21 protein-coding genes are annotated in these 23,164 nt (G+C 42.6%); 17 read left to right on the forward strand and 4 right to left on the reverse strand.

The window, feature by feature from the left end:
* Positions 1-69: 69 nt before the first annotated feature.
* Complete coding sequence (locus JJ692_RS03520; protein WP_008345506.1) at positions 70-210, reverse strand: anti-repressor SinI family protein; 141 nt, start codon at positions 208-210, stop codon at positions 70-72.
* Between the two features lie 456 nt (positions 211-666).
* Between JJ692_RS03520 and JJ692_RS03525 the strand changes: the two genes are divergently transcribed.
* Complete coding sequence (locus JJ692_RS03525; protein ID WP_180992577.1) at positions 667-1,050, forward strand: GtrA family protein; 384 nt, start codon at positions 667-669, stop codon at positions 1,048-1,050.
* A 27-nt stretch (positions 1,051-1,077) separates the two neighbouring features.
* The gene (locus JJ692_RS03530; RefSeq protein ID WP_024423842.1) at positions 1,078-1,335 is read left to right on the forward strand and encodes a hypothetical protein; all 258 of its coding nucleotides are present in this window, start codon (positions 1,078-1,080) and stop codon (positions 1,333-1,335) included.
* A gap of 34 nt (positions 1,336-1,369) precedes the next feature.
* Here the strand turns inward: JJ692_RS03530 and JJ692_RS03535 are convergent, their stop codons facing one another.
* Positions 1,370-2,215, reverse strand: coding sequence for an AraC family transcriptional regulator (locus JJ692_RS03535; RefSeq protein ID WP_122631594.1), 846 nt, complete (start codon positions 2,213-2,215; stop codon positions 1,370-1,372).
* Positions 2,216-2,396: 181 nt separating this feature from the next.
* Here JJ692_RS03535 and JJ692_RS03540 point away from each other — a divergent pair, with 181 nt between their 5' ends.
* The 8 genes from JJ692_RS03540 (at position 2,397) to qoxD (ending at position 11,670) form a co-directional block, all read left to right on the forward strand.
* Positions 2,397-3,578 (forward strand): galactokinase, encoded by a 1,182-nt coding sequence (locus tag JJ692_RS03540; RefSeq protein ID WP_044331124.1) that lies wholly within the window; start codon positions 2,397-2,399, stop codon positions 3,576-3,578.
* Positions 3,578-4,570 (forward strand): UDP-glucose 4-epimerase GalE, encoded by a 993-nt coding sequence (galE, locus tag JJ692_RS03545; RefSeq protein ID WP_122631595.1) that lies wholly within the window; start codon positions 3,578-3,580, stop codon positions 4,568-4,570. Before JJ692_RS03540 ends, galE begins: the two co-directional genes overlap by 1 nt.
* 35 nt (positions 4,571-4,605) lie before the next feature.
* Entirely contained in the window at positions 4,606-6,117 is a 1,512-nt protein-coding gene (gene galT, locus JJ692_RS03550; RefSeq protein ID WP_206534233.1) for a UDP-glucose--hexose-1-phosphate uridylyltransferase, read from the forward strand.
* 12 nt (positions 6,118-6,129) lie between these two features.
* The gene (locus JJ692_RS03555; RefSeq protein WP_073207852.1) at positions 6,130-7,212 is read left to right on the forward strand and encodes a M24 family metallopeptidase; all 1,083 of its coding nucleotides are present in this window, start codon (positions 6,130-6,132) and stop codon (positions 7,210-7,212) included.
* Positions 7,213-7,728: 516 nt separating this feature from the next.
* On the forward strand, positions 7,729-8,685 hold the full coding sequence (gene qoxA, locus JJ692_RS03560) for a cytochrome aa3 quinol oxidase subunit II (RefSeq protein WP_206534450.1): 957 nt from the start codon (positions 7,729-7,731) through the stop codon (positions 8,683-8,685).
* A gap of 27 nt (positions 8,686-8,712) precedes the next feature.
* Positions 8,713-10,671: a cytochrome aa3 quinol oxidase subunit I gene (qoxB, locus tag JJ692_RS03565; protein ID WP_024423835.1), complete on the forward strand. Its 1,959-nt coding sequence runs from the start codon at positions 8,713-8,715 to the stop codon at positions 10,669-10,671.
* Positions 10,671-11,288 carry a cytochrome aa3 quinol oxidase subunit III gene (qoxC, locus tag JJ692_RS03570; RefSeq protein ID WP_024423834.1) on the forward strand — a complete coding sequence of 206 codons (618 nt, stop codon included), beginning with the start codon at positions 10,671-10,673 and terminating at the stop codon, positions 11,286-11,288. The genes qoxB and qoxC overlap by 1 nt, the downstream gene beginning before the upstream one ends.
* Before the next feature lies 1 nt (position 11,289).
* On the forward strand, positions 11,290-11,670 hold the full coding sequence (qoxD, locus tag JJ692_RS03575) for a cytochrome aa3 quinol oxidase subunit IV (protein ID WP_012011667.1): 381 nt from the start codon (positions 11,290-11,292) through the stop codon (positions 11,668-11,670).
* A 77-nt stretch (positions 11,671-11,747) separates the two neighbouring features.
* On the opposite strand, the gene JJ692_RS03580 is transcribed toward qoxD, so the two are convergent.
* Positions 11,748-12,011 carry a spore morphogenesis/germination protein YwcE gene (locus tag JJ692_RS03580; RefSeq protein ID WP_008345491.1) on the reverse strand — a complete coding sequence of 88 codons (264 nt, stop codon included), beginning with the start codon at positions 12,009-12,011 and terminating at the stop codon, positions 11,748-11,750.
* Positions 12,012-12,488: 477 nt separating this feature from the next.
* Between JJ692_RS03580 and JJ692_RS03585 the strand changes: the two genes are divergently transcribed.
* From JJ692_RS03585 to JJ692_RS03595, 3 genes are all read left to right on the forward strand, one after another.
* Positions 12,489-13,700 (forward strand): FtsW/RodA/SpoVE family cell cycle protein, encoded by a 1,212-nt coding sequence (locus JJ692_RS03585; RefSeq protein ID WP_024423833.1) that lies wholly within the window; start codon positions 12,489-12,491, stop codon positions 13,698-13,700.
* A gap of 110 nt (positions 13,701-13,810) precedes the next feature.
* Complete coding sequence (gene nfsA, locus JJ692_RS03590) at positions 13,811-14,560, forward strand: oxygen-insensitive NADPH nitroreductase (RefSeq protein WP_039182366.1); 750 nt, start codon at positions 13,811-13,813, stop codon at positions 14,558-14,560.
* A gap of 56 nt (positions 14,561-14,616) precedes the next feature.
* On the forward strand, positions 14,617-15,618 hold the full coding sequence (locus tag JJ692_RS03595; RefSeq protein WP_172880414.1) for an LLM class flavin-dependent oxidoreductase: 1,002 nt from the start codon (positions 14,617-14,619) through the stop codon (positions 15,616-15,618).
* A gap of 319 nt (positions 15,619-15,937) precedes the next feature.
* Here the strand turns inward: JJ692_RS03595 and JJ692_RS03600 are convergent, their stop codons facing one another.
* Positions 15,938-18,364: a S8 family peptidase gene (locus JJ692_RS03600; protein WP_206534234.1), complete on the reverse strand. Its 2,427-nt coding sequence runs from the start codon at positions 18,362-18,364 to the stop codon at positions 15,938-15,940.
* A gap of 500 nt (positions 18,365-18,864) precedes the next feature.
* Here JJ692_RS03600 and JJ692_RS03605 point away from each other — a divergent pair, with 500 nt between their 5' ends.
* The 4 genes from JJ692_RS03605 (at position 18,865) to JJ692_RS03620 (ending at position 23,151) form a co-directional block, all read left to right on the forward strand.
* Positions 18,865-19,143, forward strand: coding sequence for a hypothetical protein (locus tag JJ692_RS03605; RefSeq protein WP_024423829.1), 279 nt, complete (start codon positions 18,865-18,867; stop codon positions 19,141-19,143).
* A 52-nt stretch (positions 19,144-19,195) separates the two neighbouring features.
* On the forward strand, positions 19,196-20,029 hold the full coding sequence (locus JJ692_RS03610; protein ID WP_024423828.1) for a PRD domain-containing protein: 834 nt from the start codon (positions 19,196-19,198) through the stop codon (positions 20,027-20,029).
* A gap of 256 nt (positions 20,030-20,285) precedes the next feature.
* Positions 20,286-21,674 carry a sucrose-specific PTS transporter subunit IIBC gene (locus JJ692_RS03615; protein ID WP_206534235.1) on the forward strand — a complete coding sequence of 463 codons (1,389 nt, stop codon included), beginning with the start codon at positions 20,286-20,288 and terminating at the stop codon, positions 21,672-21,674.
* 19 nt (positions 21,675-21,693) lie between these two features.
* Positions 21,694-23,151: a glycoside hydrolase family 32 protein gene (locus tag JJ692_RS03620; protein ID WP_073207835.1), complete on the forward strand. Its 1,458-nt coding sequence runs from the start codon at positions 21,694-21,696 to the stop codon at positions 23,149-23,151.
* Positions 23,152-23,164: the final 13 nt, after the last annotated feature.

Below are 23,164 nucleotides of genomic sequence, written 5' to 3' on the forward strand. Positions count from 1 at the left end.
AAAAGGTCAATTGACAGGTCAGAACTTATAGCCAAAGCAGTCTGAAAGACAAAGGATAACGGCGTTGATTTACGGTTTGTTTATCATCTTCTGATCACCGTTGGATGTTAAAAAAGCTTGTATTTCTTCGATGCCTAGTCCAATTTTTTTCGCTTCCTGAATCAAATAAACCCACTCTTCGTCAACTCTTCTTTTCACTTGCGTATCCATAATATCCTCCAGTTCAATAAGACATATTCACTGCAACCAATGACTTGAACAAACCGTCTAGTAACTGTACGTGTGGTTGAAAACAGCGCAAAATAAATTTTTGTCGAAAAATGATGACATTTAACCTATTTTGTAAAATCTATCACCTACCACGTCCCTAAAAAAATGACTAAAAAACCCATAAATATTGAAATCTTACTTCTAATAATAAACAATTGTAAAGTCAGTTGAAAGATTATAAATTAAAATAATGATAAAGACCTAAAACATTTGACTCATATAAACCAATTGCGTTGACATTTGCCATCGAGTAGAACAAATTTCATCTTTACAGGACATACATATTGTTCGTTTGGGAAGTTCTTCTCAAGATGGTATTCTAAAAGAAACAGAAACCACCAAGAAGGAATGAAGAAAGACATGTATAGCCTTTTTCAAAAGTATCAAGAAGTTGTCATGTATCTTGTGATGGGTGTGTGTACAACCATTGTCAATATCGTCAGCTTCTATTTATTCGTTGAGATGTTTTCCATGGATTACAAAACAGCTACGGTTGTTTCATGGGTATTTGCTGTTCTCTTTGCTTATATCACCAATAAGAAGTATGTCTTCAAGCAAAAGGCTCGTGACACAAAAAGCCTCATGCGTGAGCTTTCTTCATTTTTTAGTGTCCGTCTCATGTCTCTAGGTGTAGATCTGGGGCTGATGATTTTATTTGTGAGCCAATTGGCGCTCAATGAAACCGTCGCAAAAATTCTCGTCAACTTTGTGATTGTGGTGGTCAATTATGTCGCCAGTAAGTGGTTCGTCTTCAAGAAAACAAAAGAAGATGCGATTTAACACATAAAAAAAGATAGGTGATGTAAAATGAGCAGCAGGCCAGACGACTTATATGATGCCATATATCAACAAACAGAAAAGCAGCATGAACAAGTGCTGAGGCTAGTCAAAGAAATGACCGCACATCCAGAAGCGTTTTCGGAACAAGAAAAGGAAAAGATCAACCGAATGGACATTGCGCTTCAAACGGCAACGGACATTTTAGAAAATTTAATGACCCCTGATACGCAAATGACCATTGTTTTAAGACAAGGGAGAATTCATGTTGACCTGTCAAAAGCGTAAAAGAAGCAGCCTATGATGCAGCGGCTGCTTTTTATTATGCATCGCTTGTTTCCCGCAGTTGCTTTGGAGACATGCCGATTTTCTTTCGAAAGACTTTATTCAAGTAATTCGCATTTCGGTAGCCGCACTGTATGGCGATTTCTTCAATCGAGTATTTCGTTGTTTTTAGTAATGTTTCCGCCTTTTCTAACCGGATATTGGTTAAGTAGTGAATAGGTGTGAAGCCAGTGGCCTTTTTGAATTCTCTCGTAAAATGACTTTTGGATAAACGTGCCGCAGCTGCCATATCGTCTGGGCCAATTTCCTCGTGAAAATGATGGCTGGCAAACAAGGCCGCTTGGACGATGGGCTCAGGCCATTTCTCCATTTGTCCCTCAAGCTTTGGCAAATATGAATACAGTTCCATGACAAATTGATAAGCAAGGCTAGACCCCTCAAATGGATTGGTAATCCGTCTTTCACTGGCTTCATCATAAATTTTCTTCAGCAGGCGGATCGGTTTGGAATGAGGATGAAAACGCATGACCTGCTTTCCTTGATCTATAAATTGGTCAAAGCAAAGATTGCAGGCTTCCCCATAAAGCGTCAAATAGAGAAATTCCCAATGCTCACTGTCCTCTGGAAAATAATATTGATAGGCACTAGGGCTTTTCACAAGAAAGGCCTGCCCCGGCAAGACTTTGAACCGCTTCTGTCCGATTTCAATCATGCCATGTCCAGACAGTGTGAGCTGAAAGATGCACTTGCCCTGATCCTTCCGCTCCACGCCATTCCAGCTGTATAACGAAGATGATTGAACCTCCCAGCCAACAGACCATATTTGTGCCGGCAATGTAACATCAGAATGGTGAAAACGAAATGCAAATGCTTCCTTCTTCAAATTGGAAAACCTCCTTCGCAGCAAAAAACAACCTTTTTCTAATTTGAATCATGGTACACCTCATATCACATCGTACCATTCGCAGCAAAAAAAGGGTATTTTTTAACGATTTTTTTACCATTGAACTGACGCAGTTCACGCAACTAAAATAAGAGTATCAGAAGAGAAAAGGGGAATGGATATGATCGATATGTTACGCACGGCATTTCACCAACAATTTGGGGATAGAGAAGAAGAACTTCGCTATTTTTTTGCCCCGGGAAGAGTGAACTTGATTGGTGAACATACAGATTACAATGGAGGTCATGTATTCCCTTGTGCGCTCACTCTCGGTACATATGCAGCATGTGCAAAGCGGACAGATGGCCGCGTGAGAATGTATTCCTTGAACTTTGATGGCGATGGTGTGAAAGAATTCGACCTTTTTGAAATCGCTTACTTAGAATCGGATGGCTGGGCGAATTATCCGAAGGGTGTGTTCCATCAGTTTATCGAAGCAGGGATGAAGATAGAAGAAGGCTTTGACATTGTATACGGCGGCAATATTCCCAATGGCGCAGGCCTGTCTTCCTCTGCCTCGATTGAGCTTGTCACCGCCGTCTTCATCAATGAATGGCATTCATTCGGCGTTTCAAATGCCCGTCTTGCCCTCCTTTCGCAGCGTGCAGAAAATGAATTTATTGGCGTCAATTGCGGCATCATGGATCAGTTTTCAATTGCTCTTGGAAAAGAAGATCACGCCATTTTGCTCAATTGCGATACCCTTGATTTTCAATACAGTCCGTTTCGGCAAGAGGGACTGGCGCTTGTCATTGCCAATACAAACAAAAAGCGGACACTGGCAGACTCCAAATACAATGAACGCCGGTCAGAGTGTCAATCAGCTTTAAACGATTTACGAAAAGAAATCGATCTTGCCCACTTATGTGAGCTCACGGCAGATGGATTTGCCGAACATGCCCATTTGATTCAGGATGAAACATGCCGCAAACGTGCAAGACACGTAGTGACAGAAAACGAGCGGACCATAAAAGCAGTCAAATTTCTGAAAGATGATAAAATGGATGAAATAGGTGCGCTTATGAAGTCTTCTCATCTTTCTTTAAAGAATGATTATGAAGTGACTGGATTTGAACTAGATACACTTGCAGAAGCCGCTTGGCTCCATCCTGGAACGATTGGCTCTCGTATGACGGGCGCGGGTTTTGGCGGCTGCACGATCAGTATTGTGAAAGAAAAGCAGCTGGCATCATTTATAAAAGAAACGGGTGCGATTTATCAAGAGAAGACAGGCATTCAAGCCTCTTTTTACACAGCTGGAATTGGAGGCGGCGCAAGAGAACTCACGAAGGAGGAAGTGTAATGACAATTTTAGTGTGCGGGGGAGCAGGGTACATTGGCAGCCATGCAGTAGCGGCTCTTTTAGCGAAAGGTGAACAAGTGGTGGTAGTGGATAATTTGCAGACAGGCCACAAAGAAGCTGTTTTGAAGGGAGCTGTTTTAGAAGAGGGAGATTTACGAGATCAAGATTTTTTAAGACAGGTTTTCAAAACACATCAAATAGAAGCGGTGATGCACTTTGCCGCAGATTCACTTGTCGGCGAGAGTGTAACAGACCCGCTAAAGTACTATGACAACAACGTTGGAGGAGCGACAGCCTTACTTCAGGTGATGAATGAATTTGATGTGAAACACATCGTTTTCTCTTCAACCGCTGCCACATATGGTGAACCAAAGCGAGTGCCGATCGTTGAAACGGATGAGACGAATCCAACCAATCCTTATGGAGAAACGAAACTAGCCATTGAAAAAATGCTGAAGTGGTCTGAGCAGGCATATGGAATGAAATACGTTGTGCTTCGCTACTTTAATGTAGCTGGCGCTCATACAGAAGGACTTGTCGGAGAGGATCATCAGCCTGAGACACATCTCATTCCGATTATTCTGCAAGTGGCTTTAGGAAAACGAGATCAGATCATGATTTACGGTGATGATTATGAGACAGAGGATGGCACGTGTATTAGGGATTACATTCATGTCATGGATTTAGTAGACGCGCACATCTTAGCTGTTGATCGTCTGCGCGCTGGAAAAGAAAGTGCAACATATAACTTAGGGAATGGCACTGGTTTCTCCGTGAAGCAGGTAGTAGATGCTGTTAGAAACGTCACGGGGCATGCGATCCCAGCACAGGTGGCTGACAGACGCGCGGGAGATCCAGCAAAGCTGATTGCTTCTTCTGAAAAAGCGCTGCAAGAATTAGGGTGGACACCTCAATATGCTGACCTTCACACCATCATTCAAAGTGCGTGGGATTGGTTTCAGAAGCATCCAGACGGCTACCAGAGTAAATAACGCATAACAGGCAGGCAAGAGAGGGGACAGAGAGAATGGCGGTTGATATTTTTGAAAAACTGGAACAGCTGATTCAATACGGGATCAATCATGAGCTGATCACACGACTAGATATCGATTATACGAGAAATCGGCTGCTAGAGGTGCTTGGGCTGGATGAAGCTGAGCCAAGAACAGTCTCATGGGAGGCGGAGCTTGAAGACATCTTAATGCCGATGCTGGATTGGGCAGTTGAGACTGGCCTTATCCCTGAGGGGACGGATACGTATCGCGATTTACTAGATGCGAAAATCATGGGATGCTTGGTGGCGCCTCCAAGTGTCATCTACGCAAAGTTTGAAGAGAAACGCCAGCATGAAGGGCCAGAGGCGGCTACAAGCTGGTTCTATGAAATGCAGCAGCACGCACACTATATTCATACAGGCAGAATCGCCAAAAATGTGCAGTGGTTTACACCAACAGATGATGGCGTGCTGGAGATCACAATTAATCTATCAAAGCCGGAAAAGGACCCAAAAGCAATCGCTGAAGCCAAAAAGCTTAGTCAAAAGCAATATCCTCTTTGTCTCCTTTGTAAAGAAAACGTTGGGTTTGGGGGGCGGATCAACCATCCAGCGAGACAGAATCACCGGATTATTCCTGTGAAACTCACAGATGAATCTTGGTTTCTACAATTTTCACCTTATGTGTATTACAACGAGCACTGCATTGTGTTCAAAGGCGAACATGAGCCGATGAGCATCACCAAAAAGACCTTTGAACGATTGCTTTCTTTCATATATATATACCCGCACTATTTCATCGGATCGAACGCCGACCTTCCGATTGTCGGGGGCAGTATATTAAGTCATGACCATTTTCAGGGCGGTGCGCATGAATTTCCGATGGCGAAAGCGGAGGTGGAAGATGTCTTTTCTCTGAATGCCTTTCCGAATGTGAGGGCCGGGATTGTGAAATGGCCGATGTCTGTCATCCGGCTTCGAAGCAGCGACCGGCAGACGCTTGCAGACGCCGCAGACTTTATCTTAACCAAGTGGAAAATGTATTCAGATCAAGAAGTGGAGCTGCTAGCTCATACTGGAGAGACGCCACATAATACCATTACACCCATTGCACGCCGCCATGGCGATGACTATGAATTAGATCTAGTGCTGCGCAATAATCGTACAAACAAGCGGCACCCGGATGGAATTTTCCACCCGCACGAAGAAGTCCATCATATTAAAAAAGAGAATATCGGATTAATTGAAGTGATGGGTCTTGCAGTTCTTCCTGGTAGATTAGCAGAGGAATTAAGCCAATTAAAAGAAGCGCTCTTATCCAAAAACCCCCTTGAAGAAATCAAAGCCCGCCCTGCTATCACGAAACACGAAACATGGGCAAAGCGTCTGCTTGAAGAGAACACCTTTACAGAGGACAATACAGAAGCCATTTTACAAAAAGAAGTCGGTATGATTTTTTCTCGTATTCTCTCACAGGCGGGTGTGTTTAAAAGAACCGAGCAAGGGAAAACAGCTTTTAAACGTTTCATTCATACACTCATATAGGCAGGTGATTAGATGATTGAACAAGTAAGAACATTAATGGAAGAAAAACAGCTCGACGGTGTCTTGATTCAAAAGCGTAATAACTTCTCCTGGCTGACAGGAGGAAGAAGAAATCACATCGTGTTAAATACACCAGAGGGCGTGTGCAAGCTTCTCGTGTTAAAAGACGACATCGTCCTCATTGTGAATCAAATGGAAGAAAAGCGGATCATTGAAGAAGAGATGGCGTATATCGATCACCCATTTCAAGTGGTAACGATGGACTGGTTTGAGGATGATACGGCACACATTCAAACACTCACAAAAGACAAACGGATCGGATCAGACATTCAAATGGATGGATTCGAATGGATCGAGCCGGATTTGTCGCAAGTCCGATCCATTCTTTCTGCATCACAGCTCCGCCAATATGAAACTCTTTGTCATGAAACAGCAGTCATTGTAGAGAGTGTCTGTAAAGAAATCGTTCCAGGACAGACGGAGCACGAAATCGCTTCGCTTGCGGCTCAAAAAGCGATCGCGCAGGGAATGACGATAGAAGTACTGCTTGTGGCAACAGATGACCGAATTCATCAATACCGTCATCCAATTCCGACAGACAAAAAACTTCAAAAGCATGCGCTTGTTGTTCTTTGCGCTGAACGGCATGGACTCGTGGCGAATGTCACAAGGTCTGTTTACTTCGGTCAGCTTCCAAAGGGGCTTGAAGAGAACAAAGAGCGGCTTGCACGAATTGACACGGTCATGAATGCCGCCACGCGTCCTGGTAAGACATTGGGAGATGTATTGAAAGCAGGTATTGCTCAGTATGAAAAAGAAGGCTTCTCTGATAGCTGGAAAAAGCTTCATCAAGGGGGAAAAACGGGCTTTGTATCTAGAGAAATCATTGCAGTTCCCTCATCGAAGGAAGAAATTCAGCTGCAACAAGTGTTTACTTGGAATCCTTCATTGCCTGGATTGAAGTCAGAGGATACGATGGTCGTAGAGAAAGAGGGTAACCGCTTTTTAACCTATACAGGCAAGTGGACATACATTGACGTTGAGCATGAAGGGGACATCTATAGACGCCCTGATATTTTAGTAAGAGATGAATAACTGCAGAATGCCGGCGCTGAGCCGGTTTTTTGCTGGAATTGATTTAGCGGGATTCCACATATTCATCATGATTGCCAATTCTTACACCGTATAGTCAGAGGATCGATACTTTCTTTTCTTGTCAACTTGCGTTAAAATAAGTAAGGTTTTTGTTAAATGTGGGGATACCTATTTTGAAATTGTTTACCTAGATAAAATTTCATTAAGTTAAATTGAAATTTGACCAAACTTTTTATTGTGGTAAACCTAAATTTGACAAAGTTCTTGATTGTTTGTCCTTTGCCTTCAACTCTCAACTTTTCAAAATCCTAGAAATTTATTGTGTGTGCAATAATATAAATTTATGTCGAATTTATGACATTTTGAGAGAAATCTGTTGAAAAATAAATGAACTTTTGAAAAAAGGGAAGCTAACTCTAACAGATTTTGATAGCATTACAAAGGGAAGAAAAGTTTTCGAAGGCAGATGGCTTTTCACAATTATTCAGCAATTTATACATTATTTAAGGAAGGATGGTGATCTTCTTGTTCAGAGCCATTAAACCTATGCTTTTATTAGCGATGCTCGTGAGTGTTTTTGTATTAGGAGGTTGCAGCAATATCGCTGTTTTAGATCCTAAAGGACCAGTCGCAGCACAACAAAAAGACTTAATCCTTTTATCTATTGGATTCATGCTCTTTATCGTTGGTGCGGTATTTGTACTGTTTACCATCATTTTGGTTAAATACCGTGAGCGTAAGGACGTTGGAAACGCCTCTTATAACCCAGAAATACACGGGAATACGCTTCTAGAAGTTGTCTGGACAGTGATCCCAATATTAATCGTTGCTGCTCTTTCGATTCCAACTGTAAAAACAATTTACTCTTTGGAAGAGGCACCTCAAGCAACAAGCCATAAAGATCCACTTGTCGTTTATGCGACAGCTGTCGATTGGAAATGGATCTTCAGTTATCCAGAGGAAAATATTGAGACAGTGAACTACTTAAACATTCCAAAAGATCAGCCGGTTTTATTCAAAATCACTTCCGCTGATACAATGGCATCACTATGGATTCCTCAGCTAGGCGGGGAGAAGTATGCGATGGCTGGAATGGAAATGGAACAATATCTTCAAGCTGATGAAGTAGGCACATACCAAGGAAGAAACGCCAACTTCACAGGCCCGGGCTTTGCTCAGCAAAAATTCAAAGTCAATGCGATGACGCAGTCTGACTATGATAAATGGGTAAACAAAACGAAGAAAGAAGCACCAAAGTTAACGAAGAAAACGTATGACTACTTGATGCTTCCTGATGCTGCAGATGTGCAGACATTCTCATCAACACATTTATCCTTTGCGAAGCATGGAGAGGATTCTGAATATGCACTCCAAGCACGCAAACGTTTAGGTTATCAATCAGTTTCTCCGCATTCCAAGACAGATCCTTTCGAGAATGTGAAGAACTATAAAAGTAAACTAGAAAAAGAATAAACTGACTAAGGAAAGGAGGAGGCCGTTATGCATTTAAAATGGGATGAGTTTTTTGTAACTGGAGACCCATTAATTCTTGGTGCGCAAATTTCTATCGCTCTCACTTCCATTGCCATTGTGTTTGTTTTAACCTACTTTAAAAAGTGGAAATGGCTTTGGAAAGAATGGCTGACATCAGTTGATCATAAAAAGCTTGGAATCATGTATATCCTTGCTGCTGTGATTATGTTCTTCCGCGGTGGGGTAGACGGACTGATGATGCGCGCGCAGCTGGCGCTTCCTAATAATACGTTTTTAGATTCAAACCACTATAATGAAATCTTTACAACGCATGGTACGATCATGATTCTATTCATGGCGATGCCATTTTTAATTGGTTTAATCAACGTCGTTGTTCCTCTTCAAATTGGTGCACGTGACGTTGCATTCCCTTATTTGAACAACCTTAGCTTCTGGACATTTATGGTCGGAGCAATGCTGTTCAACATTTCCTTCGTTATTGGAGGATCACCAAGTGCAGGCTGGACGAGTTACATGCCGCTCGCCGGAAATGATTTCTCACCAGGACCTGGACAGAACTACTACTTGCTCGGGCTCCAAATTGCAGGTATTGGTACACTTATGACAGGTATTAACTTCATGGTGACCATCTTAAAAATGCGTACAAAAGGTATGACGCTCATGCGTATGCCAATGTTTACTTGGACAACATTGATTACGTCTGTCATCATCGTGTTTGCATTCCCTGTACTAACAGTTGCTTTAGCACTTATGACATTTGATCGTTTATTCGGTTCTGCATTCTTTACACTCGAAGCAGGCGGTATGCCGATGCTTTGGGCGAACCTTTTCTGGATTTGGGGACATCCTGAGGTATATATTGTTATCCTGCCGGCTTTCGGTATTTTCTCAGAAATCTTTGCGACGTTCTCAAGAAAGCAGTTGTTTGGTTACAAAGCGATGGTTGTATCGATTGTGGCAATCTCTGTTCTTAGTTTCCTTGTGTGGGTTCACCACTTCTTTACAATGGGGAACAGTGCAGCGGTTAACTCATTCTTCTCGATTACAACAATGGCGATTTCTGTACCAACAGGTGTGAAAATCTTTAACTGGCTCTTTACGATGTATCGAGGCCGTATCAGCTTTACATCACCAATGCTTTGGGCACTTGGTTTCATCCCGAACTTCGTAATCGGTGGTGTAACTGGGGTTATGCTTGCGATGGCAGCTGCGGATTACCAGTACCATAACACGTACTTCCTTGTATCCCACTTCCACTATGTATTAATCGCAGGTACTGTATTTGCTTGTTTTGCTGGTCTTGTTTTCTGGTATCCAAAAATGTTTGGTTACAAGTTAAACGAAAGAATCGGCAAATGGTTCTTCTGGGTATTCATGATCGGATTTAACATCTGTTTCTTCCCGCAGTACTTCTTAGGACTGCAAGGAATGCCAAGACGTATTTATACGTATGGACCAGAAGATGGCTGGACTGCACTAAACTTTATTTCAACGATTGGTGCATTTATGATGGGTATCGGATTCATCATCCTTTGCTACAACATTTACTACAGCTGGAGACACTCAAAACGTGAAGTGTCTGGAGACAGCTGGGGAGAAGGACGTACACTTGACTGGGCGACATCTTCTGCAATTCCGCCGCATTATAACTTTGCAGCACTTCCAGAAGTGACAACACCAGATGCATTCCATCATTGGAAGCAAAACAATGTGGACGTTCATCCTGAAAAAGAATTCAAGAAAATTCACATGCCGCATAATTCAGGCAGACCGCTGATCATGTCTGCATTCTTTGGACTTGGTGCATTTGGTCTTGTATTTGAATGGTACTGGATTGGCGTTATTGGCTTAATCGGTGTATTCGCAACGATGATTTTACGTTCATTCGAGTATGACGATGGCTACTATATTCCTGTTGAAGAAGTCATTGAAACAGAGAAAAAGAATAAGGAGGCGCAGAAGTAATGGGACATAATGATAGCAGCTATGCAAATGCACCGCTTGAATATCAGTCTGAAACCGGACGTTTAAACATCCTTGGTTTCTGGATATTCCTTGGCGCGGAAATCGTGTTGTTCTCAACACTTTTTGCGACCTACTTTGTTCTACATGGCAGAACAGCTGGCGGCGTTTTACCAGCTGAGCTGTTTGATATGAAGCTTGTATTGATCATGACATTCCTGCTATTGGTTAGTTCATTTACATGCGGGATTGCTGTTCATGAAATGCGCCGTGGAAGTACAAAAGGGGTTGTCATTTGGACGATTCTCACACTGCTTCTAGGTGCAGGCTTCGTTGGATTTGAGCTTTTCGAGTTCTTCCATTATGTACATGAAGGTGCGAGCATCCATACAAGTGCGTATTGGTCTGCATTCTTTGTACTTTTAGGAACTCACGGACTACACGTATCGATCGGTATCTTCTGGATTACCGGGATCTTGTTCCAAATTAAAAAGCGTGGATTAACTCCACAAACAGCAGCGAAGATTTTCATCTCAAGTCTATACTGGCATTTCCTTGATGTTGTATGGATTTTCATCTTCACAGCTGTTTACTTGATCGGATTAGGGGGGCTTTTGTGATATGGCTGGAAAAACACATTCCTCAGCAGAGCACGAACACTTCCCTTGGAAACACGTAGTTGGCTTTATCCTATCCATTGTGCTGACAGTCTTAGCATTCTGGATTGCGATTGGAGCTGAAATTGGCAGTTCCGCAAAACTATGGATTATCTTTGGTTTTGCGTTCATTCAAGCATTCTTGCAGCTGTTCATGTTTATGCACATGACAGAGAGCGAAAACGGAACTGTTCAAGTCGGAAATACTTTGTTTGGTCTGTTCTGTGCGATTATCTTCGTCATCGGATCTGTTTGGATCTTTGCGGCTCACTACAGCCACGGAGAGAACAGTAAAGACGGGTATTCACCGTCTGCGCCAAAGCAGTCTGAGCATTCAGAGAAATAATAAAAAAACCACTCATCTCTTGAAGGTGAGTGGTTTTTATCATGATGGTGATAACGCTTCCAATAGTTGGGCGATATCTATCTGCTGCTGAATCTCTTGCGAATGAATGGAAGTCCGTAGATGAGGAACGCTGCAATGTGAGCCAAAATCACGTTAATGGCAAAGAATGCGATCATGAAGGTGTGTCCTGCTGGAGATAAACTGCTTGTCATGTAAAGACCGAAGAAAATCCACATAATCATAATGGGTGGAATAGATGCTAATGCAATTTTTCTGTTTTCCAGCCATAAAAACAGGGGTGTAGCCGTTGCAATACATAGGTACGCAAAGAACATATCCATCGTATCCAACTCCTTTGTAAGTTGATATTCAAATCAAATGAGAGGTCAGGATGCAATTGTGTCTGTTTTTAGGATATATTGTGAACATTTTGTTACAAGTATTATACCACAATTGACTTTGAAGTAAACGTAATAATTGGAAAATGGGCCTTATTCCATACAAAATGGTTTTATTCCTCTTTCCTCAGTGCAGCTTATGCTCGTTTGATGTTTACTTGTTATATTGCCACATAGGTCATTGAATTTTCCCCTTAAAATCTGTAAAATAAACTTTTTAAAGGACTTGAGATCGATTGAATGAAAAGTGTATAGAGGGATTTTTTCCTATTGTTAGGATGAAAAGTATTTCATTTTTTGAAAATTGAATGGAACCTTTCGGATGTATCTTCCGTCATATTTAAGGTGAGTTGATTTTGTGAAAATTTCAATCTAATATAAATAAGGGCTTTTATGTTTTGTAATAAGGGTGGTTAGTTCATGAACAAGCAGAATACATCTCCTTACTATCAAGGAGATTTGATTTTTATATTTTTAGCCTTCTTTGCCATCAGTGTCATTGCGATTTATGCTGCGGGTCAATTTGGGCAGTACGGATCTAATGCATGGACCAGACAGATCATATACTATATGGTCGGAGTTATATGTATTGTTGCTATTAATTATTTTGACTTAGAGCAATTAGAGAAACTGAGCTTATATATATTTATAGGCGGCATTATGCTGTTAATTCTTCTGAAAATCGCTCCTGCACAAATCGGGGGTCATGATTTTGCCCCAATCAAAAATGGTGCAAAAAGCTGGTTTGTGTTACCTGGAATAGGGACATTTCAGCCTTCAGAGTTCATGAAAATTGGTTTGATTATGATGCTCGCATCTGTTATTGGAAAGTCTTCACCTAGAGGAAAAAGGACATTAGAGGATGATATTTTCCTTCTATTAAAAATTGCCGGCGTGGCAGCTGTACCAGTTGGACTGATCTTCTTGCAGGATGCAGGGACTGCGGCTGTTTGTATGTTTATTGTTGTGGTGATGGTGTTTTTATCAGGGGTGAATTGGAAACTGATTTCTCTCATCGGTTCAGTGGTTGTACTATTGGTTGCCGCTGTGTTAGCCGTCATCATTCTCTTCCCTGATTTTGCGAAAACAATCGGCATTCAACAGTACCAAATTAACCGGATTACCGCTTGGCTGCCTGATAGTTCTTCGGCAGCCAACCAAGCACAGACGCAGGATGCATCTGGATCTGATAAATATCAAGTAGAGCAGGCGATTATGGCCATTGGTGCAGGGCAGATTTTTGGGAATGGCATTAAAAACTTAAAGGTCTACGTTCCTGAAGCACAAACGGATATGATTTTCTCCATTATAGGTGAAGCCTTTGGCTTTATCGGCTGTGCGTTTGTTGTGATCATGTTCTTCTTCTTGATTTACCGGCTTGTCGTACTGATTGACCGTATCCATCCTTATAGCCGATTTGCGTCATTCTTCTGCGTAGGATATACAGCATTGATTGTAATCCATACGTTCCAGAATATTGGCATGAACATAGGCGTGATGCCGGTAACAGGGATTCCACTCTTATTTATCAGCTTTGGAGGAAGCTCTGTCTTGTCCGTTCTCATTGGATTCGGGATCGCCTATAACGCAAGCGTTCAATTAACGAAATATCAAAGTTATTTATTTAAATAAAACGAGTAAGGGCAGTCTAAGTATAGGCTGTCTTTTTTTATGCGAGTTTTAATTTTTGAAAAGCCCTATGTCTTTGCCTTATGATAGAAGAAGTGAAGGAGGTCTTCGAATTGAACAAAACGATAGAAACCATATTAAATCATCGATCCATTCGTTCGTTTACAGACGAGCGTTTGACAGAAGAAGAGGTGCTGACACTGATCAAAAGTGCACAGGCTGCTTCAACATCAAGCTACGTACAGGCGTATAGTATTATTGGAGTGACAGATCAGGAGAAGAAGGCCAAGCTTGCTGAACTGGCTGGGAATCAGCCATACGTTGAGAAGAACGGGCATTTCTTTGTCTTCTGTGCAGACTTGAAACGCCATGATCATATTGCAAAAAAAGCAGGGAAGAATCATCAGGAGGCGCTTGAGAATACGGAAGCCTTTCTCATTAGCGTCATCGATGCGGCATTGGCTGCACAAAATGTCAGTGTTGCTGCAGAATCAATGGGACTTGGGATCTGCTATATTGGCGGACTGCGTAATCAGCTGAGAGAAGTCTCTGAAGTGCTTGAAACGCCATCTTATGTGCTGCCGTTATTCGGTCTGGCTGTTGGCCATCCAGCTAATCAGTCGTCACAAAAGGAACGGCTGCCAGTTGAACTAATCTATCATGAAAATTCATATCAGCAAGATGAAGCGCATGTGGATCGTTATTTAAAAGAATACGACGATCGTATTTCCGCATATTATGAAGCACGAACAAACGGTGAGAGAAAAGATACTTGGTCTGAGCAGATGCTGCGGGGCTTCAGCCAGCCAAAGCGTGCCTTCCTTGGAGAATTTGTGAAAGAGAAGGGCTTTAATCGAAAATAAATAAGAAATCCCCCTTTCCATTAAGAGAGGGGGATTTCTGTAAGAGGTGCAGCATAATGAAATTAAGTATACTGGATCAATCTCCTTTGATAGGAGGCGCTACGCCTGCTGAAGCACTGAAGCAGACGGTTGAACTGGCGAAGCAGGCGGAGAAGTGGGGTTATCACCGTTTTTGGGTATCAGAGCATCATTTTTCAAACCGGCTTGCAGGATCGAGTCCAGAGGTGCTTCTCGGCCATTTATCAGCCGTTACGTCGCACATACGCATTGGCTCTGGCGGCGTTATGCTCCCGCACTACAGCGCCTATAAAGTAGCAGAGAACTTCAGGGTCCTCGAAGCGCTGGCTCCTGGCAGAATCGATCTTGGGATTGGACGTGCCCCTGGTGGTATGCCTATTTCCTCCATTGCCCTTCATCATGGGGAGCGAAAGCGTCTAGGCGACCAGTATCCTGAGCAGGTAGAGGAATTGAAGGTCTATTTACATGATCTAGCGGATGAATTTTACCCGCTGCCTCATTTGACTGCTTCTCCGAAGGTAGAGACCGCGCCAGAAGTATGGATGCTTGGTTCTTCTGGAGGGAGTGCAAGGCTTGCGGCGAAAGCAGGTGCAGGCTACACGTTTGCGCTTTTTATTAATGGTGAAGGCGGAGAAGACTCTGTGGAGCAATATATCAACCGATTTGAACCTTCAGTATTCGGTGATCAGCCGCGTGTCAGTCTGGCAGTCTTTGTTTTATGTGCCGAAACAGAGGAGCAGGCAGAAAAACTGGCTGTCAGCTTAGATTTATCTTTACTTGCCAATGAACAGGGGCTGAATCTTGAAGGCTTTCCTTCATATGAAGAGGCACAGTCGTATTCCTACAGTCCTTATGAACAAAAACGAGTGGCTGCCAATCGTCAAAGGATGGTCATTGGAACACCAGCATCTGTGAAAAAGCAGCTGACCACACTCGCGAAGGCTTATCGGACAGATGAATTGATCGCTGTGACCATCACACATCACATGCAAGACAGGCTCACATCGTATCGTTTATTAAAAGAAGCCTTTGATGCATAACGTATGTATATTTATCGCCTGCGGAGCCAGTACAAGGGGAAAAGGAGCATCATGGTGAGGAAGAAGGCGGCTGACACCAGCAGGCTGAGCGGATAGATACAGGAAGCATAAACAGTCAGCTCGCATGCTTGTTGAAAAGGACGAGGCTGCTTCGTATGTAAAAAGGTTAGAAAATAAACCAATGTGATCGTCAGAAAAAAAGCAGTAAAAAAAGAAACGATCCATAGCCATATCAACATGAGTTTCTCTTCCTCCATATATGATCGAAAAGCCTTGATGAGCTTATCCGCTCATACAAGGCTTTTCTTGTGATTCACATTTATTCAGGGTAAATTTCGAAAGGTTCTTTCGTTTGAACGGTATCTGATTTTCCTTTCAAACTTGCATACGCAAGCATTGTATACTCACCAGATTCAAGCTTCTGTCCTTGATTGATTGTGCCATTCCATTTTACGCGGTGCTCGCCTTTATCAACATGTTGATAAACACCAGCTTCACCTAAATACTCTCCATCTGTTGAGTAGACAAGGAATGCAAGGTTCTCAGCACCGCCAGGCAGGTAGCTGCTAATGACATAGCTTCCAGCACGATTGTCCGGCTCTACGGAAACAGAAGTGACGCGCGGATAATCAGGCTCTTTCACAATCAATAAAGTAGGGATTTCCGTGATCTTTCTGCCATTTTCGCGAATGGTGATGCTGCCTTGGTACGTCCCTTTTTTGGTTTTTCCGTAATTCACCTGGACTGCGGAAGTAAAGGATCCAGTGGAATTCCCTTTGACGGTGATTTTTTTCGTTCCGTTTGTACTAATGCCGCTGCCATTGAATTTGTAATCAATGGTATACGTTTTCGGTGCTTTTGAAAGGTTTTCTACCTTAAATTTCTTCGTTTTGATTTGAACGCCTTTTTCCTTTAAGAAAGTGCCGTATGAATAGCTCGCATCAGAAACGATAGAAGACGCTTGAAGTGATTCCATGATTCGAACGCTGCCTGTTCCTTGTGTGTTATGAGGGAATGGGCTGCCATTTGCGTCAAATAGTTTTTCTGCTGTATTCATCAGCAATGCTTTGATTTGTTCAGTTGTGTACGATGGTTTTGCTTGTTTGATGATCGCTGCAACTCCTGCCACATGCGGAGATGCCATACTTGTTCCTTGCTTAGAACCATATCCGTAAGGCTGAGAAGGATCATGCGTTGGGATCGTACTCACAATGCTGACACCGGGTGCTGATAAATCTGGCTTAATCATCCACGTATCCACAACCGGTCCGCGGGATGAGAAGTCAGCGACTTGCTCACTAAGTTCTTTGACAAATTGAATGGAGAAAGCCGTTGTATCGTTTCCAGCCTCAATGGCTTTGATAAGCGCTGTTCCTTCAGCTTTTGACAGCTTAATTGTAGGAAGTGCGAGACCTGGTACGTCGACTGGAATTTCTCCATCGGTATTGTTATACATCACAACGCCGATTGCACCAGCGGCTTTTGCATTGTCGACTTTATCCACAAAAGCAATGGCACCACGTTCAATTACGGCCACCTTTCCTTTCACATCGATGTCTTCAAATGCCTTTTCGTCACCGATTCCTGCTTGGACGAGTGTGACTTGTTTTTGGTCAAGCGCTTTTAAATCACTCTCTTGGTAGTATCCCATGACTTTTGCAGTAGAATAATTCGGGAATTTCACATTGTAAAGGCTGTACGGAAGCTGGGTTGCTCCGACAGAAATGGCTTCTCTTGACGTGCCGGGAGAACCGACAGTCCAGTTGTTAGGACCGCTGTTTCCATTCGAAGTAACAGCTACAACGCCTTCAGACATGGCCCAATCGAGTGCAATGCTCGTTGCATAATCAGGGTTATTGACACTGTTTCCAAGAGAGAGGTTCATGACATCTGCTCCGTCAGTAACAGCCCGGTCGATGCCTGCAAGAACGTTCTCAGTTGTTCCAGATCCACCTGGTCCAAGTACACGGTATGCAAGAAGCGTGGCATCCTTTGCGACCCCTTTAATTTGTCCATTTGCCGCAATCGTTCCTGCAACGTGTGTGCCGTGATCTGTGGATTCGCCTCTAGGATCTCCTTTAGGTGTCTCTTGCGGAGAATAATCATTATCAACAAAATCATAGCCTTTGTATAAACCGAAGTTTCCTTTTAAATCAGGGTGGGTATAGTCTACTCCAGTATCAATGACTGCGACTTTGACCCCTTTTCCAGAATAGCCGGCATCCCATGCTTTTGGTGCACCGATAAATGGAGCGCTCTTATCCATAAGCGGGGAGACATCTTCGTTTGGAAGCTGGATGCTTTCCTTTTTCACTTCATCGGTTTTATATGTAACATCCGGATAAACGGCTTTTACTCCATCAACTGCGAGCAGCTTCGGGATTTCGTTTGCAGGAAGTTTCATAGAGAAACCAGAGAAGACTTTTTCATATTCTTGACGAACACTCGCTTTATCTACCTCTTTGAGTGCTGCGTTCTTTACTTTTGTTCGAGATTTTTTGAGGGAGGCTTTTGTTTGTGATTTGCCTTCTTGCTTGGCTTCAACTAAGGATTTTTCCTTTAATTCAACAATGACAGTGGTTTGTTTTCTCGAGTTGACATTGATTTCACCGAAGATTTCTGCTTTTTCTAGTTCCATCTTTTTGTTAGATGGAGCAGCAGCCGCCTGTTGACCGGTAAAGAATGTGGATAAAATAAAAATAGTGGAGAACAATAGAACAGAAGAACGAGATATGACCTTTTTCATTAATTTTCCCCTTTCTAGCTGTGTTTTTAGGGAGATAGCCTTTCTTTTTGTGGATAAATAGGAAAGATTCACTGCCCGTTATTAAGTATTCAATACGTTGAAAACAATTCCTTTACTAAAATGGTCTTATTTTACATAGTTATAAAGAACTATTTTGTTTATAAAGTCGCACTTATTCACAAATGTCTGTTGATAACTCGATTATTCAGATACATATATGGAAAATAAAAAATTTGCATACACAAAATCTAGTGAGAGGGTGTTGATATGTGGATAAACCCTGTTGATAAGGTGTGCTTATCTTTGGGATAGCGTGTGTATAAAATTTTCAATGAAACATCCAGGCACATGATGATCTTCTGCACTTTTCAACAAAACTTCTGAAAACTAGTTGGTTTTTTCACCCAGATTGTGACAAACCTCTCTTTTTTCTCGGGATATGATAGGAGCAGTTGTTTTGCTAGAGCTGCTAGATTCTAAGAAAAGCGGAGGGATGTTCAGTGAAGAAATTAAAAAGCTGGTTGAGCGTATGGTTTGGTTTCATGATGAATGTGCTTGTGAACCCTGGTGTGATGATGAAGAATCAAGGGTTTCAGGCGGCCGCGGCGGATGCCGGATTCTTTCAAGTAGTGAAAGAGAGAGAGCTGGAGAAGCTGGCAGAAGAACATAAGAAGAAACGCAGGGCAGAGAAGCGGTTTACTCAAAGTCTGATGATGCTTGAAGAGAAGACGATGCGAGAGGCGCGTGCTGGTCCGCTCTTACCTTTACAGAAAAAGTGAAACAGGGTAAAATCCCACTTAAGAAATGTTATCTGCTGGGAGAGGATACCCCTTGAAGATATATAAAATATTGAATAACAACGCAGTGGTTGTGAAGGAGGGCGATCAGGAGAAAATTGTGATGGGACCCGGAATTGCTTTTCAGAAGGGGAAAAATGACGTCGTTCCTCTTCAAAAGATAGAGAAAATCTTTGTTGTGCGTGAAGAAAATGAGAAATTCAAACAAATTCTTGCCACATTGCCAGAAGCGCATATTGAGGTGGCAGAGCATATCATCAGTTATGCAGAGGGGAAACTCATGATGCCGCTCAGTGATCACATTCACATATCACTGACTGATCATTTGTCCTTCGCCATTGAACGCCTTCAAAAAGGCATTGTGCTATATAATAAATTGCTTGGTGAGATCAAAGTCTTATATAAGCAGGAATATGAGATTGGAAAGTATGCCATTCGTTATGTAAAGGAGCGGCTTGGGGTTGAACTGCCGGACGATGAGGCAGGATATGTGGCACTTCATATTCATACGGCCAAAATGAATACGGAGTCCATGAAAAAGACCGTGAAATATACAACGATGATTAAAGAAATGATCGAGCATATTGAAAGCTATTTTCAGCATTCAATTGATGAGGATAGTATTTCCTATCAGCGGCTTGTGACACATTTGAGGTATGCATTAGGCAGGTTGGAATCGAATGAGGCATTTCAAATCATGGACGAAGACATGCTGATTTTTATCCAAACAAAGTATGATACGGCGTACCGGTGTGCACTTGGACTCGCTGATTTGTTAAAAGATGAATATGGACTTCATCTCCCTGAATCGGAGATCGGCTACATCACGCTGCATGTCCAGCGTCTGCAGGAAGCCGAATTGGTTTAAAATGATCGTGCCTGCATGCAGGCTTTTTTTTATGCACACTACTCTTATTAGTGTATATGGGTCATTGGATTTGAAAAAAGAGGTTGACGCATGTCACAGTCTTATACTATGATGAAAGCGTCATCAAAAATTGATATCGCGGGATTGTGACTGTCAGGCAGGCAAGACCTAAAATTTGCGTAACGAGGGGACGTGTATGTCCTTTACTCGTTGGTGAATTTTAGGTCTTTTTTGCTTTAAAAAAGGAGGAGACATCATGGATTATCAAAAAACAGCTAAAGAATTAACGAAACTGTTAGGCGGCAAGGAAAATGTCATCAGTGCAACGCATTGTGCAACAAGACTCAGATTGGTGGTGAAAAATGAGGATTTGATTGACAAAGAGGCCATTGAAGAACTTGAAGGAGTGAAGGGGGCCTTCTCAAGTTCAGGGCAATTTCAAGTCATTTTTGGAACGGGATCTGTCAACAAAGTGTATGAACCATTTGTTCGTGAGACTGGTCTTGAGACTGGCGACGAGAATCAAAAGCCTGTCAGTCATGATGAAGCAGTGAAACAAAAAATGAATCCACTTGCGCGTTTTGCAAAGACGTTATCAAATATTTTTGTACCGATCATTCCAGCAATTGTGGCAAGCGGTTTGTTAATGGGTCTCTTAGGCATGATGAAAGCCTTCAAATGGGCTGATCCAAGCTCAGCGATCTTCCAAATGCTTGATATGTTCTCAAGTGCAGCCTTTATCATTTTACCGATTTTAATTGGGGTCAGTGCAGCGAAAGAGTTTGGCGGAAATCCGTATTTAGGGGCTGTCATTGGGGGAATTATGATTCACCCGAATCTGCTTAATCCGTGGGGATTGACGGAAGCAAAACCAGAGTATATGCATTTATTCAATGTTGATATTGCTCTTCTTGGTTACCAAGGGACGGTCATTCCAGTGTTATTGACCGTATATATCATGTGCCTTGTTGAGAAGAATTTAAGAAAAGTGGTTCCGAACAGTATTGATTTACTTGTGACCCCATTTGTGACCGTGATTGTCACTGGATTTGTGACGTTTATTGCAGTTGGACCGCTTGGAAGAATGCTTGGTACAGGAATTTCGAGTGCACTGACATTTATTTATGACCATGCAGGATTCTTAGCAGGACTCATTTTCGGCGGTGCTTACTCTTTAATTGTGCTCACAGGGGTTCATCATAGCTTCCATGCGATTGAGGCAGGATTGCTGAATGATATTGGGCGTAACTATTTGCTGCCGATCTGGGCAATGTCCAATGTCGCGCAAGGCGGAGCAGGATTGGCTGTCTTTTTCTTAGCCAAGCGTGCAAAGACAAAAGAAATTGCCCTTCCTGCTGCCTTCTCTGCTTTTTTAGGAATTACCGAGCCTGTCATATTCGGTGTAAACCTTCGCTATCGTCAACCATTTATTGCGGCGATGATTGGAGGCGCATTGGGCGGGGCATTCGTCGTTTTCACGAAGGTAGCAGCCAATGCTTATGGTTTAACAGGCATACCGATGATTGCGATTGCAGCACCATTCGGTCTTCAGAATGTGGTCAATTATGTGATTGGTATGTTAATCGCTGTTGCTGTTTCATTTATTCTCACTATCATTTTTAAAGTAAAAGAAGTCGAAAAATAATCAAGGAGTGGTCACAGTCATGACAACAACTGACGCAGCACTTCGTCAAAAGATAGCAGACCGTATTCGAAACTATGAGCATTTGGTCAAAAAGGATGTGTACCGGCAGCATTTTCATTTGATGCCGCCAGTCGGTCTTTTAAATGATCCGAATGGGCTGATTCAGTGGAAAGGAATTTACCACGTTTTTTATCAGTGGCAGCCATTCAAAACGGGGCATGGTGCAAAATTCTGGGGGCATTATACATCGACAGATCTAGTCAATTGGCAGCACGAAGAAGCCGCTCTTGCCCCAAGTGATTGGTTTGATCAAAACGGCTGTTATTCTGGCAGTGCATTTATAGACGATGGGCAGATGCATGTGATGTACACTGGAAACGTTCGGGATGAACAAGGGAACCGTGAGACGTATCAATGTTTAGCTGTTTCGGAAGATGGTATTCACTTTGAGAAAAAAGGTGTCGTGGCAACGCTCCCTGAAGGGTTCACAGCCCATTTTCGAGATCCGAAGGTATGGAAGCGAAATGGCCAGTGGTACATGGTTCTTGGTGCACAAAGCTTAGACCTGAAAGGACACCTTGTCTTATTTACCTCTGATACGTTAGATAATTGGACGTTTCAAGGCACGATTGCAGGCAGCGGAAAGAATGGTTTAGACAATTTCGGCTATATGTGGGAATGTCCAGATCTGTTTGAATTAGACGGCCGGGATGTATTGATCGTGTCACCACAAGGACTAGAGCCAGATGGCTTAAAATATCACAACACACATCAATCAGGCTATTTTGTTGGCACATTGGATGATCACTCGTATCAATATACACACGGAGCGTTTGAGGAACTGGACCGTGGCTTTGACTTCTATGCGCAGCAAACCTTTCTAGACGAATCAGACAGACGACTTTTAATCGGGTGGATGGGGGTGCCTGATCAAGGAGAAGAGCATCATCCGACAATTTCTTATCAATGGATACACTGCCTCACGATCCCGAGAGAACTCCGTTTAGATGAGGACGGACATCTGATTCAAAAACCAGTAAGTGAACTTCAATCCATGCGGACCAATGAACAAGAGCATGTTTTTCATATTAAACGTTCTGTTCATTCCATCCCTGTAGAGGATATTACGAGCGCAGAGGTATTCATTGATCAAATTGACACACAAAAAGGGTTTGAATGCTGTATCCGTGCAGCTGCACGCATCATCTATGATAAAGAGGAAGGGAAGCTGACATTAGAGCGGGATCGATTTGAAGATCGATCAAAGGAAGTTCGTGAAGCACTTATAGAGGAATTACACGACCTTCATATCTTTATTGATGCATCGTCGATTGAGATCTTTGTAAATGGTGGCCGAGAAGTTTTTACTGCACGTTACTTTCCTTCCCCGGGAAATAAATCGATCTCCATCAGTGGAAGAAATGAAACAAAGCTGAAACTGAAGACTTGGCATTTACAAAGAGAAGCAGGTTTTTGATCTGCTAAACAAG

Origin of the sequence: Bacillus sp. 3a (genome assembly GCF_017161885.1) — a bacterium.
GTDB lineage: Bacteria > Bacillota > Bacilli > Bacillales > Bacillaceae > Bacillus > Bacillus safensis.

Coding starts and splice junctions, on each gene's coding strand:
- qoxB (WP_024423835.1), top strand. CDS start 8,713: ATGCATTTAAAATGGGATGAGTTTTTTGTAACTGGAGACCCATTAATT.
- JJ692_RS03585 (WP_024423833.1), top strand. CDS start 12,489: ATGAACAAGCAGAATACATCTCCTTACTATCAAGGAGATTTGATTTTT.
- JJ692_RS03595 (WP_172880414.1), top strand. CDS start 14,617: ATGAAATTAAGTATACTGGATCAATCTCCTTTGATAGGAGGCGCTACG.
- galE (WP_122631595.1), top strand. CDS start 3,578: ATGACAATTTTAGTGTGCGGGGGAGCAGGGTACATTGGCAGCCATGCA.
- qoxC (WP_024423834.1), top strand. CDS start 10,671: ATGGGACATAATGATAGCAGCTATGCAAATGCACCGCTTGAATATCAG.
- galT (WP_206534233.1), top strand. CDS start 4,606: ATGGCGGTTGATATTTTTGAAAAACTGGAACAGCTGATTCAATACGGG.
- JJ692_RS03580 (WP_008345491.1), bottom strand. CDS start 12,011: ATGGATATGTTCTTTGCGTACCTATGTATTGCAACGGCTACACCCCTG.
- JJ692_RS03615 (WP_206534235.1), top strand. CDS start 20,286: ATGGATTATCAAAAAACAGCTAAAGAATTAACGAAACTGTTAGGCGGC.
- JJ692_RS03540 (WP_044331124.1), top strand. CDS start 2,397: ATGATCGATATGTTACGCACGGCATTTCACCAACAATTTGGGGATAGA.
- JJ692_RS03520 (WP_008345506.1), bottom strand. CDS start 210: ATGGATACGCAAGTGAAAAGAAGAGTTGACGAAGAGTGGGTTTATTTG.
- JJ692_RS03525 (WP_180992577.1), top strand. CDS start 667: ATGTATCTTGTGATGGGTGTGTGTACAACCATTGTCAATATCGTCAGC.
- JJ692_RS03600 (WP_206534234.1), bottom strand. CDS start 18,364: ATGAAAAAGGTCATATCTCGTTCTTCTGTTCTATTGTTCTCCACTATT.
- JJ692_RS03555 (WP_073207852.1), top strand. CDS start 6,130: ATGATTGAACAAGTAAGAACATTAATGGAAGAAAAACAGCTCGACGGT.
- JJ692_RS03530 (WP_024423842.1), top strand. CDS start 1,078: ATGAGCAGCAGGCCAGACGACTTATATGATGCCATATATCAACAAACA.
- qoxD (WP_012011667.1), top strand. CDS start 11,290: ATGGCTGGAAAAACACATTCCTCAGCAGAGCACGAACACTTCCCTTGG.
- JJ692_RS03620 (WP_073207835.1), top strand. CDS start 21,694: ATGACAACAACTGACGCAGCACTTCGTCAAAAGATAGCAGACCGTATT.